At 49.9% G+C, this 13,129-nt stretch carries 13 protein-coding genes; 11 read left to right on the top strand and 2 right to left on the bottom strand.

Annotation, left to right across the window (positions count from 1 at the left end; all coding sequences use genetic code 11):
- Positions 1 to 47: 47 nt before the first annotated feature.
- On the bottom strand, positions 48 to 1,793 hold the full coding sequence (locus AR688_RS18325) for a DUF885 domain-containing protein (protein ID WP_068237519.1): 1,746 nt from the start codon (positions 1,791 to 1,793) through the stop codon (positions 48 to 50).
- Positions 1,794 to 2,079: 286 nt separating this feature from the next.
- Here AR688_RS18325 and AR688_RS18330 point away from each other — a divergent pair, with 286 nt between their 5' ends.
- The 11 genes from AR688_RS18330 to hemB all read left to right on the top strand — a co-directional run bounded on the left by AR688_RS18330 (position 2,080) and on the right by hemB (position 10,608).
- Positions 2,080 to 3,114: a GGDEF domain-containing protein gene (locus AR688_RS18330; protein ID WP_068237520.1), complete on the top strand. Its 1,035-nt coding sequence runs from the start codon at positions 2,080 to 2,082 to the stop codon at positions 3,112 to 3,114.
- 83 nt (positions 3,115 to 3,197) lie between these two features.
- The gene (gene ubiE, locus AR688_RS18335) at positions 3,198 to 3,953 is read left to right on the top strand and encodes a bifunctional demethylmenaquinone methyltransferase/2-methoxy-6-polyprenyl-1,4-benzoquinol methylase UbiE (protein WP_068237521.1); all 756 of its coding nucleotides are present in this window, start codon (positions 3,198 to 3,200) and stop codon (positions 3,951 to 3,953) included.
- Positions 3,953 to 4,561, top strand: a complete 609-nt coding sequence (locus AR688_RS18340) for a ubiquinone biosynthesis accessory factor UbiJ (RefSeq protein WP_068237524.1) — start codon at positions 3,953 to 3,955, stop codon at positions 4,559 to 4,561. The genes ubiE and AR688_RS18340 overlap by 1 nt, the downstream gene beginning before the upstream one ends.
- Positions 4,561 to 6,189, top strand: coding sequence for a ubiquinone biosynthesis regulatory protein kinase UbiB (gene ubiB / locus AR688_RS18345; RefSeq protein ID WP_068237527.1), 1,629 nt, complete (start codon positions 4,561 to 4,563; stop codon positions 6,187 to 6,189). Before AR688_RS18340 ends, ubiB begins: the two co-directional genes overlap by 1 nt.
- A 72-nt stretch (positions 6,190 to 6,261) precedes the next feature.
- Positions 6,262 to 6,519, top strand: a complete 258-nt coding sequence (gene tatA / locus AR688_RS18350) for a twin-arginine translocase TatA/TatE family subunit (protein WP_068237530.1) — start codon at positions 6,262 to 6,264, stop codon at positions 6,517 to 6,519.
- A complete protein-coding gene (tatB, locus tag AR688_RS18355) occupies positions 6,520 to 6,840 on the top strand; it encodes a Sec-independent protein translocase protein TatB (RefSeq protein ID WP_068237533.1) in 321 nt (106 codons plus the stop codon).
- Positions 6,830 to 7,585 carry a twin-arginine translocase subunit TatC gene (tatC, locus tag AR688_RS18360; RefSeq protein WP_068237536.1) on the top strand — a complete coding sequence of 252 codons (756 nt, stop codon included), beginning with the start codon at positions 6,830 to 6,832 and terminating at the stop codon, positions 7,583 to 7,585. The genes tatB and tatC overlap by 11 nt, the downstream gene beginning before the upstream one ends.
- 2 nt (positions 7,586 to 7,587) lie before the next feature.
- Positions 7,588 to 8,085 (top strand): hypothetical protein, encoded by a 498-nt coding sequence (locus AR688_RS18365; RefSeq protein ID WP_068237538.1) that lies wholly within the window; start codon positions 7,588 to 7,590, stop codon positions 8,083 to 8,085.
- Between the two features lies 1 nt (position 8,086).
- Complete coding sequence (locus tag AR688_RS18370; RefSeq protein ID WP_068237540.1) at positions 8,087 to 8,893, top strand: TatD family hydrolase; 807 nt, start codon at positions 8,087 to 8,089, stop codon at positions 8,891 to 8,893.
- Positions 8,886 to 9,614: a GGDEF domain-containing protein gene (locus AR688_RS18375; protein WP_068237543.1), complete on the top strand. Its 729-nt coding sequence runs from the start codon at positions 8,886 to 8,888 to the stop codon at positions 9,612 to 9,614. Before AR688_RS18370 ends, AR688_RS18375 begins: the two co-directional genes overlap by 8 nt.
- The gene (gene hemB, locus AR688_RS18380; RefSeq protein WP_068237547.1) at positions 9,604 to 10,608 is read left to right on the top strand and encodes a porphobilinogen synthase; all 1,005 of its coding nucleotides are present in this window, start codon (positions 9,604 to 9,606) and stop codon (positions 10,606 to 10,608) included. Before AR688_RS18375 ends, hemB begins: the two co-directional genes overlap by 11 nt.
- On the opposite strand, the gene AR688_RS20290 is transcribed toward hemB, so the two are convergent.
- A complete protein-coding gene (locus AR688_RS20290) occupies positions 10,605 to 13,088 on the bottom strand; it encodes an endonuclease/exonuclease/phosphatase family protein (protein ID WP_156420353.1) in 2,484 nt (827 codons plus the stop codon). The genes hemB and AR688_RS20290 overlap by 4 nt on opposite strands.
- Positions 13,089 to 13,129 lie beyond the last annotated feature (41 nt).

Genomic DNA, 13,129 nt, shown 5'->3' on the forward strand with positions numbered 1-13,129 from the left:
TTACTTCCTGTTTATATCAGTTGTTGCGAGGCGATATGGCTAGATGGCTAGCCTTTTTGCTGCCGGGCAATATAAGCACGCACCTGTTGCTCCAGCACCGCCAGCGGTACACTGCCATTACTGAGTACTACGTCATGGAACTCGCGTACATTAAAGTGCTCGCCAAGCGCTTGCTCTGCTTCTGCGCGCAGCTGCTTAATAGTAATTTCTCCTAACTTATAAGACAGCGCCTGCGCTGGCCAACTGATATAACGGTCTATTTCGGTCGTTACGTTGTGCATGGACAACGCGGTATTTTCAGCCAGAAAATCTATCGCCTGCTGACGGCTCCAGCCCATGGTATGCATGCCGGTGTCTACCACCAACCGTGCAGCCCGCCACATCTCATAGGTCAGGCGGCCAAAATTGTTATAGGGTTCCTGATAAAAACCCATTTCCAGCCCCAGATATTCAGCATATAACCCCCAGCCCTCACCAAAAGCTGAGGTATAAAAACTGCGACGGTAATCGGGCAACTCTGCATGTTCACGGGCCAGCGCAACCTGCAAATGGTGGCCTGGCACAGCTTCGTGCAGTGTCAGTGCTTCCATCTCGTATAATGGCCGACGGTCCAGTGCGTAGGTATTAACCCAGTAAAAACCGGCCTGATCATCACGGGTTGGCCCCGAATAACGCCCTGTAGTGTATTTAGGCGCAATTTCTGCAGGCACCGGCACTACGCCATAAGGTGTGCGCGGCAGAGTTTTAAATAATTTTGGCAATTCAGCATCGGCCTTTTTTGCCAGATAAGCGGCATAACGCATCAGTTCATCGGGTGTTTTGGCATAAAACTGCGGATCGGTACGCAAGTACTGGATAAATTCAGCAAAACTGCCGGTAAAGCCTAGTTGATCAATTACCTGCTGCATTTGTGCCCGGATGCGTTTTACTTCATCCAGGCCGGTTTGATGTACCTGCTGTGGTGTCAGCTTTAACGTGGTGTAATGTTCCAGCCGGTTTTGGTAAAACGCAGCGCCATCTGGTAAAGCACTGGCGGCAATAGTATCTCTGGCGCCTGGCAGATACTCATTGACCATAAAGTCATAAAATGTCTGATAAGCCGGGTTTACTGCCTGTGTAATCTGTTCAGTCGCTTGAGCGGTAAGTTGTTGCCACTCTGTATCGCCGATAAAAGCAGGCTTACGGCTAAATGGCTGATAAAACACACTTTGGCTAGGGTCCTGCACAATGTAAGAAATAATGCTTTGCTCAAAGCCTTTAAGCACAGCCTTAGGTTGCGTTACGCCCTTGGCCAGGCCTTGCTTCATCCAGTCGGTTTGTTGTTGCATATAACGTGGCATGGCAGCGAGCTTTTGCAGATAGTGCTGATAATCTGCCAGCGTTTTAAAACTACCACGCTGTACCATAAAGCCAAGATTGGTATGAAAGCCCGATTCTGACGTTAACGGCATTAAGTGCGCGCCATAGCGGTATTCATCAATTTGATCAGCCAGACGATAGGCTAAAATGGCATGGTTAATCTGGTTTTGTTCAGACAACGCTTTAACATCAACCTGTTGCAGCCGGGCCTGCCAACGCAGCCGTTGTTGTTGGCGCTGTTCCAGGGCTTGTGGCGACATGTCTGTCAGCTCGCCCGGTGCCGTTTCGTTTAACTCTTGTTGTGCCTGCCACAGTTGCTGTGCCAGTTCGGTAAACTGTTTATCGCTGTTGTGTGTTGTTGTTGCACACGCCGACAATAAAACTGTACACATTACAGTTAAAAATAGTGATTTAATATTTACAGTGGTTTTCATTTTGGTTATTCCCACAAAAAAGACGCTTCGATTGTATCTGCTTTATTCACAGATTACAGGCAACTAAACCAGACAAAGCTGCTTTTTACCGTTTTTACTACCAAAGTACGGCTGGCGGAGTGTCGATAATCCGGCCAATCTGATGTTAAATTCGACAGCTGTATTTTTTTGTCTGACAGAGCTGTTGCCTGTCGCATAGAATCGCGTACTATGGGCTTAGCGATGTATTCGTTAACAATTCAGGTAACCCCAGCCGGTGCCTGTCAGCGGAGTTATACGTGGTCTTATGAAGTATCAGGATTCACTGGAACAAGCCAGCGAGAAAGCCGCGCAGGTAAAAGTATTTTTACAGCGTGCCGGCCTTGCAGCTCATCCGGTAAATTATGCCGTGTGCTACGACTATATCAGCGGTCATCACGCTGGGCTGTGCACTGCAATTGAGCATAAGCTGAGTGCAAAAACTCCGTTTGACGATTTTATTATGGCGGATTTATACAGCCGCTATCTGACGCCGGCGAATCCGCAGCAGGAACAATTACTGCAAGATGCTTCCGGCATTGTCAGCCGCCTTACCGGCTATACCGATCTCGCCGCTGAACAGGTTGGCGATTATCTGCAACAGCTGGACTTCAGCTTACTGCAATTGCAGCAGCAACAGCAAAATGGCGAAAATATCCTTTCGACGGTTGAACAACTGCGCCAACAAACTCAGGAGTTCCGCTCCAGCCAGTATCAGTTGCAGCAGCAGTTGGAACAAGCCAACCAGCAAAGCCATCAGCTACGGCATGAACTAGAGCAACTTAAACTACAACGGCAGCTTGATCCACTAACCGGCTTATATAACCGCTCTGCAATGCAGCACCAACTGGAGTTATGGTTTACTGAGCAACCAGGCCGTCGCATAGCCGCTATTGCCATTGATCTGGACCATTTCAGCCGCTTTAATCAGGATTATGGCAGTGCTATTGGCGACGTTATTTTGTCGAAAGTAGCGCGTAAAATCAGCAGTTATGTGCAAAGCAGTGGTTTACCTGTGCGCGCGGGCGGAGAAGAGTTCCTGATCCTGTTGCCTGATGTCGATTTGCGCAGTGCCAGTGAAATTGCAGAACAAGTCCGGCGCGGTGTGGAAAAACTGCGGTTTGTCTCCGCCCGCAGCAAAAAAGCCTTACCCAAAGTGACTATTTCACTGGGTGTATCCTTATACCAGCACAGCGAAAACTGGTATCAGTTTCTGGCGCGCACCACCGACGTATTAACGCTAGCCAAACAACGCGGCCGTAATCAGGTTGCCAGTGAAACCATGCTGGCACTGCCCGCTTAGGTTTTAAAAAGCCAACAGATAAGTTGGCTGGCGCGGCTTTATCTTTTACACTAGCCACATTTCTTTGCCAACAGGCCTGCAGCATGACCGATCACAACCCTAACACTACGCACTTTGGCTATAAAACTGTTGCCGCCGAGCAGAAGGTGTCGATGGTAGCGAATGTGTTTCACTCGGTAGCCGCCAAGTATGATGTGATGAATGACTTAATGTCGCTTGGTATTCACCGCTTATGGAAACGGTTTACCATTGACTGCAGCGGCGTGCGCCCTGGCCAGCAGGTGCTTGATCTGGCTGGTGGTACCGGTGATATCACGGCGTTGTTTTCAAAACGGGTCGGGCCGGCCGGTAAAGTAGTGCTGGCAGATATTAATGCCTCTATGCTTAATGTTGGCCGCGACAAACTGCGTGATCTGGGTTTGGTGAACAATATTGAGTATGTGCAGGCCAATGCCGAAGCCCTGCCCTTTGCCGACAACAGTTTTGACATTATCAGCATTGGTTTTGGCTTGCGTAACGTGACCGATAAAGACGCAGCGCTACGCTCTATGTTTCGGGTATTAAAGCCAGGTGGCCGCTTGCTGGTGCTGGAGTTTTCCAAACCAGAACAGCAATGGCTAAGCAAAGTGTATGATCTGTACTCGTTTAAACTACTGCCCACTATTGGCCAGTTGGTCGCAAACGATAAAGAAAGCTACAAGTATCTGGCTGAATCTATCCGTATGCACCCGGATCAGGAAACGCTGAAAAGCATGATGCAGGATGCGGGTTTTGCTGAAGTCAGCTACCACAATCTAACCGGCGGCATAGTGGCACTGCACCGGGGTTATAAATTCTGATGTTGCCTTTACTGCCCCAGCTGCTGTGTGCCGTGGCAGAAAAAACCATGGCCAGGTTAATCGCTATGGACCCGAACGCCGCAGGCAGGCTTAGCCGGCTGCACGGTAAGCAGTTGTCGTTCCGACTGCGGGAATGGCCGGTTACGTTGGTACTTAGCGCCAATACTCGGGGCATTTTATTTAATCAGCATGACGAAGCTACAGACTGTGCCATTGCAACCGATTTAGCCAGCCTGCGCCTGCTGCGCGACCCCAGCCAGCTAACCAGGCTGATAAAAGCCGATGCACTGCAGATAGATGGCGATATTCAGGTTGCGCAGCAATACAGTCATTTTTTCCAGCAACTTGATCCAGACTGGCAACAAACACTGTCTGCTTATGTCGGTGATGCCGCGGCACATAAAATTGCCGTCAGCATGCAGCAGATACACCAGTATCTAAGCAATAAAACTACTGCTTTGCAGCAGCTTGGCACTGAACTGGCACAGGATGAGCTGCAGTTAACACCCACGGCCGCCGAAATGGCGCAGTTTAGTAGCGCAGTTAGCGAATTGGCAGCCAAAGCTGATGTTATGCAGCAGCAACTGCAAGCCCTCCAGGAGTTATAGTGCGTATCAGCCGTTTTTATCAAATCCAGAAAACGTTGTTGCAGTTCGGCCTGGATGAACTGGTCCCCGCACAATGGCAACCCTGGTATGCGAGGATGTTACGCCGCAGTTTGTTCTGGTTGCGTAACCGCCATCTGGATCAGCCGGTTGGTGTAAGGTTGCGGCTGGCGCTGCAAAGCCTGGGCCCGGTCTGGGTGAAATTCGGCCAGATGCTTTCTACCCGCCGTGATCTGTTTCCACCACAACTGGCAGACGAACTGGCTAAACTGCAGGATAAAGTACCGCCTTTTGACGGAGCCCAGGCACAACTACTGATTGAACAGGCGCTGGAGCTGGACAATATTGCTCAGCTATTTGTTGATTTTAACCAAACTCCGCTTGCGTCCGCCTCAATTGCCCAGGTGCATACCGCACAATTACTGCAGGCCGATGGCACTGTGGCAGATGTTGTTATTAAAGTGATCCGCCCGGATATCAAGCGTCAGATTATGGCAGATTTAGCGCTGATGGAAACGCTGGCTGATGCTGCGGCCCGTTTCTTACCCGATGGTAAACGCTTACGACCACGCGAAGTGGTGTCAGAATACCGTAAAACCATTCTGGATGAACTGGACCTGCAGCGTGAAGCCGCCAACGCTATTCAGCTACGGCGTAATTTTGAAGGCTCGGACTCGCTATATATTCCCTTCGTCTACAGCGATTACAGCCGCGCTAATGTGATGGTGATGGAACGGATCTACGGCATACCTGTGTCTGATATCGCTGCGTTACAGGCACAAAATACCGATATGGAATTACTGGCCAAACGTGGTGTGGAAGTATTTTTTACTCAGGTATTCCGCGATAGCTTCTTTCATGCCGATATGCACCCGGGCAATATTTTTGTCTCACGGGAAACCCCGGAAAACCCGAAATACATTGGCATTGACTGCGGCATTGTTGGCACCTTAAATGCGGAAGATAAGCGCTATCTGGCAGAAAACTTTGTCGCCTTTTTTAACCGCGACTATAAGAAAGTGGCCCAGTTACATGTGGACTCCGGCTGGGTTCCGGCCCATACCAAGGTAGAAGAATTTGAGAGCGCCATTCGTACCGTATGCGAACCGATTTTTCAAAAACCGCTGGCAGAAATCTCTTTTGGCCATGTACTGCTGAACCTTTTCAGCACTGCCAGACGTTTTGATATGCAAGTTCAGCCGCAGCTGGTGTTATTACAGAAAACACTGTTGTATATTGAAGGCTTGGGGCGTCAGTTGTATCCGCAACTGGATTTATGGAAAACAGCGAAACCGTTTCTGGAAAACTGGGTTAAACAGCAGGTTGGTTTACCGGCTATATGGCGTCAGGTTAAAGAAAACCTGCCGTTTTGGGCAGAGAAGCTACCGCAGATGCCAAATCTGCTGCATCAGTATCTTGAACAAGGCCCCAGGCAGCAAAGACAACTGTTACAACAACTGCAGCAACTGGCCGGGCAACAGCAAAAGACCAGACAACAAATAGTTGCTGCTACCTTTGCAGCGGCAGCACTGATCAGTGCTAGTATAGTGTTCAGTATCGGCAGCCACACTTTGGCAGTATTACTGCTGGCAGTAAGTGCAGGCTTTGGCGTTAAAGCATTAGTGCGATAACAGATTTGTCATAACAACGACATATACTGCGCCAGACACAACCAGTGTCCGGCATTAATCAGAGGAAACACCATGTTCGGCAATATCAGTATTTGGCAGTTACTTATTGTTTTAGCCATCATTGTTTTACTGTTTGGCACCAAAAAGCTGCGCGGCATAGGCACAGATTTGGGTTCAGCAATAAAAGGGTTTCGCAGTTCAATTAAAGACTCGCCATCTGATGATGAAACTGCAGAGCAACCTGCTCAGCTAAACGAACAAAGTAAAGCAGGTAGCAGCGCAGATAAAAATGCGGCTAGCGCGCCCAGCGACACTAAAGACAAAGTGTAAATGGGCTTCTGGGAGCTGGTTGTTATTGGCATCGTAGCCTTGCTGGTGCTGGGGCCTGAGCGGTTGCCCGGTGCCATTCGCTCAGTGCAGAAAACAGTGCGCAGTATTAAGCAGTTTGGCCAGCAAATGCAGGCAGAGTTAAACGATGATCTACGCGCACATGAGCTGCATCAGAAATTAAAGGATGCAGAAGCTAAGGGTCTGCTTAACCTGACAGAGCAGGAAAAAGCTGCCCTGGCTGAGTTAAAACAAGCAGCGGCTGATGTAAACACGCCTATTTCGTCGATAACCAGCAGTAAAGATAATAAACATGAGCTTTAACGCCAGCCCCGACAGTTTGCTTGGACATTTAATAGAGCTGCGCAACCGCCTGTTGCGCTGCGTAGTGGCGGTAATAATTGTCTTCGCTGGCTTGGCGGCTTTTGCGCAAGAGATATATCACATACTGGCCCAACCGCTAATGGCGGTGTTGCCGGAAAATAGCAGCATGATTGCAACCGATGTTGCCGCCCCCTTTTTTGCACCGTTTAAATTAACCTTTATTGTTGCGATATGCGTCGCCATTCCTTATATCCTGCTGCAAGTATGGCAATTTATTGCACCGGCTTTGTATAGCCGTGAAAAGCGGCTGATGGCTCCACTGGTGATGAGTAGCACTTTGCTGTTTTATAGCGGTATAGCCTTTGCGTACTATATTGTATTTCCTATTATTTTCGGTTTTTTTACCAGCGTTGCGCCTGAAGGTGTCACAGTAGCTACCGATATCAGTAACTACCTTGATTTTGTACTGAAGCTATTTTTTGCTTTTGGCTTATCGTTTGAAATCCCGGTCGCTATTTTGCTAATGGTGTGGACCGGTGTTACTACACGTGCCGAGCTGGCAGAAAAGCGGCCATACATTATTGTTGGCGCCTTTATTTTAGGTATGCTGCTAACACCGCCTGATGTGCTGTCACAAACCTTACTGGCGGTACCTATGTGGTTACTATTTGAGCTTGGCCTTGCACTCAGCCGCTTTTATCAGCCAGCCACTACCGAAAACACAGAAGAAAAACAGGAAGATTGACAATGAAATTAATGTTAGCTGCTTTAGTTGCCGTAACCAGCCTACCGGTTGCGGCTATACCATTAGATCAAGCGCTTGAGCTTTGCCGTGCAGAACAAAACGCCTTACGTCGCTTAACCTGTTATGACGCTATTTCGGCAGTAACAGCAAGTACTACATCGCCAAGTAATACTGCTGTATCGCCAGCAACAACTGCAGCAGTGCCGGTTGCTAACACCGCTGTAAAAAAACAACCTGAAGCAGACTTTGGTATTGAGCACCGTAAAATAGACGAAGAAGCACCGGACCAAATTTATCTGAGCGTTAAAGAGGTGCGTTACAGCCCGCGTAAAGAACTGATTGTCGAGTTTGATAATGGCCAGATTTGGCATCAAAGAGGCAATGATTACTACAGAATAAACGAAGGTGAGCAACACTATATAAGACGCGGAGCTTTAGGGTCTTTTCTTCTTGGTAACGATCAAAACAATCGCGCCATTCGAGTTACACGCGAGCAATAGCATGTCTAAATGGTGTGATATCGGTGTCAATCTGTTCAGCAGCCAGTTCGATAGCGACAGGGCTGCTGTAGTTGAGCGCGCCGCACTGGCCGGCGTAGCTCAATTAGTGCTGATTGGCAGCGATATCGATGAGAGCAGACAAAATATTGCTTTTTGCCAGCAACACCGCGGCTGTTGCAGTACAGCTGGCGTGCATCCACATCAGGCAGCTAATGTCAGGCCGGATTGGCTCATACAGTTGCAGGCATTAAGCAGACAAGCTGAAGTGATCTCTATCGGTGAGTGTGGTCTCGATTTTAACCGTGATTTTTCGCCCAGAGACCAGCAACAACTCGTTTTTGCTGAACAGTTACAACTGGCCCGGCAGTGTGGCAAGCCGGTTTATCTGCATGAGCGCGATGCCTTTACTACTCAGCTTGCCATGCTAAAAGAGCACCAGATCAGCCATGGTGTAACGCATTGTTTTACCGGCGATGTGCAGCAGTTAAAGGCTTATCTGGATCTGGGGCTTTATATAGGCATTACCGGCTGGGTGTGCGATGAACGCCGCGGTGAAGCACTGCAACAGGCGCTACGCTATATTCCATCTGACAGGCTGTTACTGGAAACCGATGCACCTTATTTGCTACCCCGCACTATGCAGCCTAAACCCAAAAGCCGCCGTAACGAACCCGCCTACCTGCCGGTTATTGCCCAAATGGTAGCCCGGCTAACTAACCGTACCATGGATGAACTGGCAACGCTGACATGGCAAAACAGCCAGCTGTTGTTTGGTTTTCAACCCTCATTGAGCACGGCTTATGCCTGAACTATTACCGTACTTTTTTATCGGCATGATAACCGGCATTGGTATCACAGGCGTACTTGGAGCCATTAAGCTCATGCGCTGGCAACGCACCGCTGCAGAGCTGGAAAGCCAGTTACGCAGCCACAGTTTTGAGCTGCAAATTGCACTGGAAGAGCTGGCAGAAAAAAACCAGCTATTGCAGCAGCAAACCGAAACTGATGCCCTTTCAGGTGTATTTAACCGCGCTTACTTTAACCGGCAAATGCAGGCAGAATTAAAACGCAGCCGCCGCGAACAACGTCCACTTGCACTGGTATTGCTGGATATTGATTACTTTAAACAAGTTAATGACACTCATGGCCATCTGGCCGGTGATCAGGTGATAAAAACAGTCGCCCGCTTAATTCAGCAATTGGTAAAACGCCCGGGCGATAAGCTATGCCGCTACGGCGGTGAAGAATTTGCCCTGATACTGCCCAACACCGATCTGGATGGCGCAGCAGATTTAGCCGAGCAAATCCGCCAGCAGTTGGATAGCAGCACGCAGCAACCGGCAGTTACCCTGAGTGCAGGTTGTTACAGCGCTATTCCGGGTACACAAAGCGATTGTGACGAATATATAAATTTCGCCGACAAAGCCTTATACAGCGCTAAAGCCAACGGTAGAAATCAGGTACAAAGTTATCCGCCAGGGCAGCGTACAATAAGCCCTGAGCGCACAGGAGAGCTACATGAATACTAACCGTTTTTTCCCTGCCAGCCGGTTACGCCGTATGCGTGAACACGATTTTAGCCGCCGCTTAATGGCGGAAAACCAGCTGACAGTGAATGACTTAATTTATCCGATGTTTATTATCGAAGGTGACAATAAACGCGAGACTATTGCCTCTATGCCAGGCATTGAGCGCCTTAGCCTGGACCTGCTGCTGGCTGAAGCAAAAGAGCTGGTCGAACTGGGTATTCCTGCGATTGCACTGTTTCCGGTCACCGCAGCAGATAAAAAGTCACTGCAGGCTGAAGAAGCCTGGAACCCGGATGCGTTAGCACAACGCGCGGTGCGGCAGCTAAAGCAACATGTACCTGAGCTTGGCATTATTACTGATGTCGCACTGGACCCTTTTACCACTCATGGCCAGGACGGCATTATTGATGACAACGGCTATGTCATGAATGATATTACCACTGCTGCACTGGTGAAACAGGCATTGTCGCACGCACAAGCCGGTGCGGATGTCATAGCGCCATCGGATATGATGGACGGCCGCATTGGCGCTATTCGCGAAGCACTGGAAGACGCAGGCTTTGTTAACACCCGCATTATGGCGTATTCGGCCAAGTATGCGTCCAGCTACTATGGTCCGTTTCGTGATGCGGTAGGCTCTGCCGGTAATTTAAAAGGCGGTAATAAAAAAACCTACCAGATGGACCCGGCAAACAGCAATGAAGCCTTACACGAAGTGGCGCAGGATCTGGAAGAAGGCGCCGATATGGTAATGGTGAAACCCGGTATGCCATACCTGGATATAGTACGCCGGGTAAAAGATGAATTTGGCGTGCCAACATTTGCCTATCAGGTCAGTGGCGAATATGCCATGCATATGGCCGCCATTCAAAATGGCTGGCTGGCAGAGCAACCGGTTATTATGGAATCATTACTGGCATTTAAACGTGCCGGCGCCGATGGCATTTTGACCTATTTCGCCAAAAAAGCAGCCATTTGGCTAAAACAGGCTTAATCAGCTGCTGTACCGCGGCCGGGCAGCCGTAGCTGCGCCAGCAAGGGTAAGTGATCCGACGCTACCTTTGCCAATTGCGAGCCAGATATGGCAATGGCTGTTACCGCCACATTCTGGCTCACAAAAATATGATCAATACGTAATGCAGCAAACCGGCTGGGGAAAGTACCTGCTGGCCGGTGCTGCGCCAGCACAGTTTGCGAATCTTGCAGCTGAGCTGCAATACGCCGACACACTTGCGAGTTAGGCTGCGCATTCAAATCACCGCACAATACCACCGGTCCGCGACAGTCAGGGTGGCCCAGCCAGTCCTTGCCCAATAAACAGTCAATCTGCGCCAGCCGCTCGCGGGGCTGCAGCCCCAGATGGGTATTAATAATCTGTACTTCCTGGCCATTAAACTCTACAGCTGCCCAGATCGCACCTCGCGGCTCCAATTTCGGCTTGTCAGCAAGCCCCGGTAATGGCCCGGCCTTAATTAACCTCAGCGGCAAATGAGTTAAAATGGCATCGCCATAACGCTCTTCCTCCATATGCATGGCCGGATGAAAATGAAACTCCATTTCCAGATAACGGGCAATAAGCTGAGCCTGATCTAAACCCAGGCTGCGATCACGCCCAACATCCAACTCCTGCAGCGCAACCACATCGGGATTAGCCTGCGCAATCACTCTGGCCACCCGCTCTATATCTACCTTGCCGTCCAGGCCAATACAACTGTGCACGTTGTATGTCATTACCCGCAAGGTTTCTGTCTGTTCTTCCTGCCTTACGAAGCGGCTGGCCACCTGCGGTTGCTGCGAACGCCCAAGATAGTGCAAGGCAGCATTATACAAATCGCAAGGTCGCAAATAGCCCTTAGTAACAGGCGTTAACGGCGTATCAGCCGGTAATAAGGCAAAACCATTGGTTTCCTCTGGCGTGGCACCGGCATGGGCGCCATTTTCATCGGCAAACGACTGCGCTGTTACACCGTTGCGCCAGCCCATTACAACCAGATCACCGGCATCATTGTGCTGGCACAGCCGCAGTAAATCCTCACTGAGGCTGTCCAGAAACGGATGCTCAGCGCCGAATATACGCGCACTGTCCTGTGGCAGATAAAAATCACCTTCATCTGTTGTCACCCGCAGCCGGCCCGGCGCCTCAAGTTGCAAGATCACCGGTACCTTATGCTCTACCGCCAGCTCAGTGGCAATAAAATGGCAGTCTTGCTCTGTTAGCGGCGCGGGAAAATAAATATGCCCTACCGGCCCAAGAGCGGCAATCTGAATAGCTGGCTCCGCTGCATGATCTTCGGTGCTGGCTTCGGAACCTGCTTCAGTGCCAGCGCTGGTTGATTTTCCGGTAGCTAAGTGAGCATTGCCGCCACGCACTGCAAATAACCGTTGCACTTTTTTGCCGCCGAGCAATCTGACCCGCTGGGTTTGAATACTGTCAGCCATCTGCACCCGGGGCCTGACAGGCTGCGTATGTAACTTGTCAAAGCTTTGCTCGACTGCCTGCTCTAATGAATAGCCCCGCAACTGATGATATGGCTTCACTTTTGCCTGACCATGATCGGAGTAGATCCATACTTCATATCTGCGCCACTGCGAACGGTTGGCCGCCCGCCATAATCTGGCAATGCTGTCGTCTATGCCCTTTAGTGTCCAGTGCGCAAACAAAGAAGACGGGCCGCGCCGGTGTGATTGTTCGTCATAGCCCAGAAAGTTGATATGTACCACCGGCATGCCACGGCTGAGGTCAATTTTACCGCCAATAACACAGAGCTCACGTAACACTATAGAAATAGCCACCCGGGTGGGTACGAATTTAAGCTCACTGAGAAATTCATGCCCTTTGATTAACCCGCGGATAAAGTCGACCAATGCCAGCCCCAGTTCAAGAAAAAACAGGCCAATAATCCGCAGTACACTGTATAAGTTGGTAATGATCAGTACCGCCAGCACCAAAGGGTTTGCACTGCGCAGTGCCGGACCCCAGCCCAAAGCAGAAGCACAAAAGTGCGACTCGGCCGCACCTCCGGTATAGATATTTGAATAAGCGCTGCCATCTTTGAGCAATGCCGCGTCGCTTTTTTGCGTGAGCTGCTCTTCCACCTGAGCAGCGGTGTCAGGTTGTAACATTTTTACGATATGGCCAGAACGGTGATCACAAAATGAGAACGCCGGTACAGCAGTTTTAACACCATAGAACAGCTCGGCCTGCACCGCTGGTGTGGTAGCCGGTAAGCCGGAATAATGCGCATGTAAGGTGTAATGCTCTTTTTTTAGCAAACGGCGTAAAAATGGCATTTCGCCGCGAGCTAAAGCGCGTTGCAGTTCTGGCTGCGACAATCCGTCTATTTGCAACATAACAAGCCCAGGCCGTACCCCTGAGCCGGTTGAAACAGGCAACTGCAGCAACCTTGCCAGCCAATGGCTGCGGCTCAGGCTGCGCCGCGCCCAACGGAACCAAACTTCGATACGACTAAGCATAAACCTCCAGTTTTATCAGCTGGTTATCATGTTTACAGCAG

The sequence above is a fragment of the Rheinheimera sp. EpRS3 genome, from assembly GCF_001513785.1.
Lineage (GTDB): Bacteria > Pseudomonadota > Gammaproteobacteria > Enterobacterales > Alteromonadaceae > Alishewanella.

Excerpts from the sequence above, each read along its gene's own strand:
- AR688_RS18325 (WP_068237519.1), bottom strand. The coding sequence starts at position 1,793 with ATGAAAACCACTGTAAATATTAAATCACTATTTTTAACTGTAATGTGT.
- AR688_RS18330 (WP_068237520.1), top strand. The coding sequence starts at position 2,080 with ATGAAGTATCAGGATTCACTGGAACAAGCCAGCGAGAAAGCCGCGCAG.
- ubiE (WP_068237521.1), top strand. The coding sequence starts at position 3,198 with ATGACCGATCACAACCCTAACACTACGCACTTTGGCTATAAAACTGTT.
- AR688_RS18340 (WP_068237524.1), top strand. The coding sequence starts at position 3,953 with ATGTTGCCTTTACTGCCCCAGCTGCTGTGTGCCGTGGCAGAAAAAACC.
- tatA (WP_068237530.1), top strand. The coding sequence starts at position 6,262 with ATGTTCGGCAATATCAGTATTTGGCAGTTACTTATTGTTTTAGCCATC.
- tatB (WP_068237533.1), top strand. The coding sequence starts at position 6,520 with ATGGGCTTCTGGGAGCTGGTTGTTATTGGCATCGTAGCCTTGCTGGTG.
- tatC (WP_068237536.1), top strand. The coding sequence starts at position 6,830 with ATGAGCTTTAACGCCAGCCCCGACAGTTTGCTTGGACATTTAATAGAG.
- AR688_RS18365 (WP_068237538.1), top strand. The coding sequence starts at position 7,588 with ATGAAATTAATGTTAGCTGCTTTAGTTGCCGTAACCAGCCTACCGGTT.
- AR688_RS18370 (WP_068237540.1), top strand. The coding sequence starts at position 8,087 with ATGTCTAAATGGTGTGATATCGGTGTCAATCTGTTCAGCAGCCAGTTC.
- AR688_RS18375 (WP_068237543.1), top strand. The coding sequence starts at position 8,886 with ATGCCTGAACTATTACCGTACTTTTTTATCGGCATGATAACCGGCATT.
- hemB (WP_068237547.1), top strand. The coding sequence starts at position 9,604 with ATGAATACTAACCGTTTTTTCCCTGCCAGCCGGTTACGCCGTATGCGT.
- AR688_RS20290 (WP_156420353.1), bottom strand. The coding sequence starts at position 13,088 with ATGCTTAGTCGTATCGAAGTTTGGTTCCGTTGGGCGCGGCGCAGCCTG.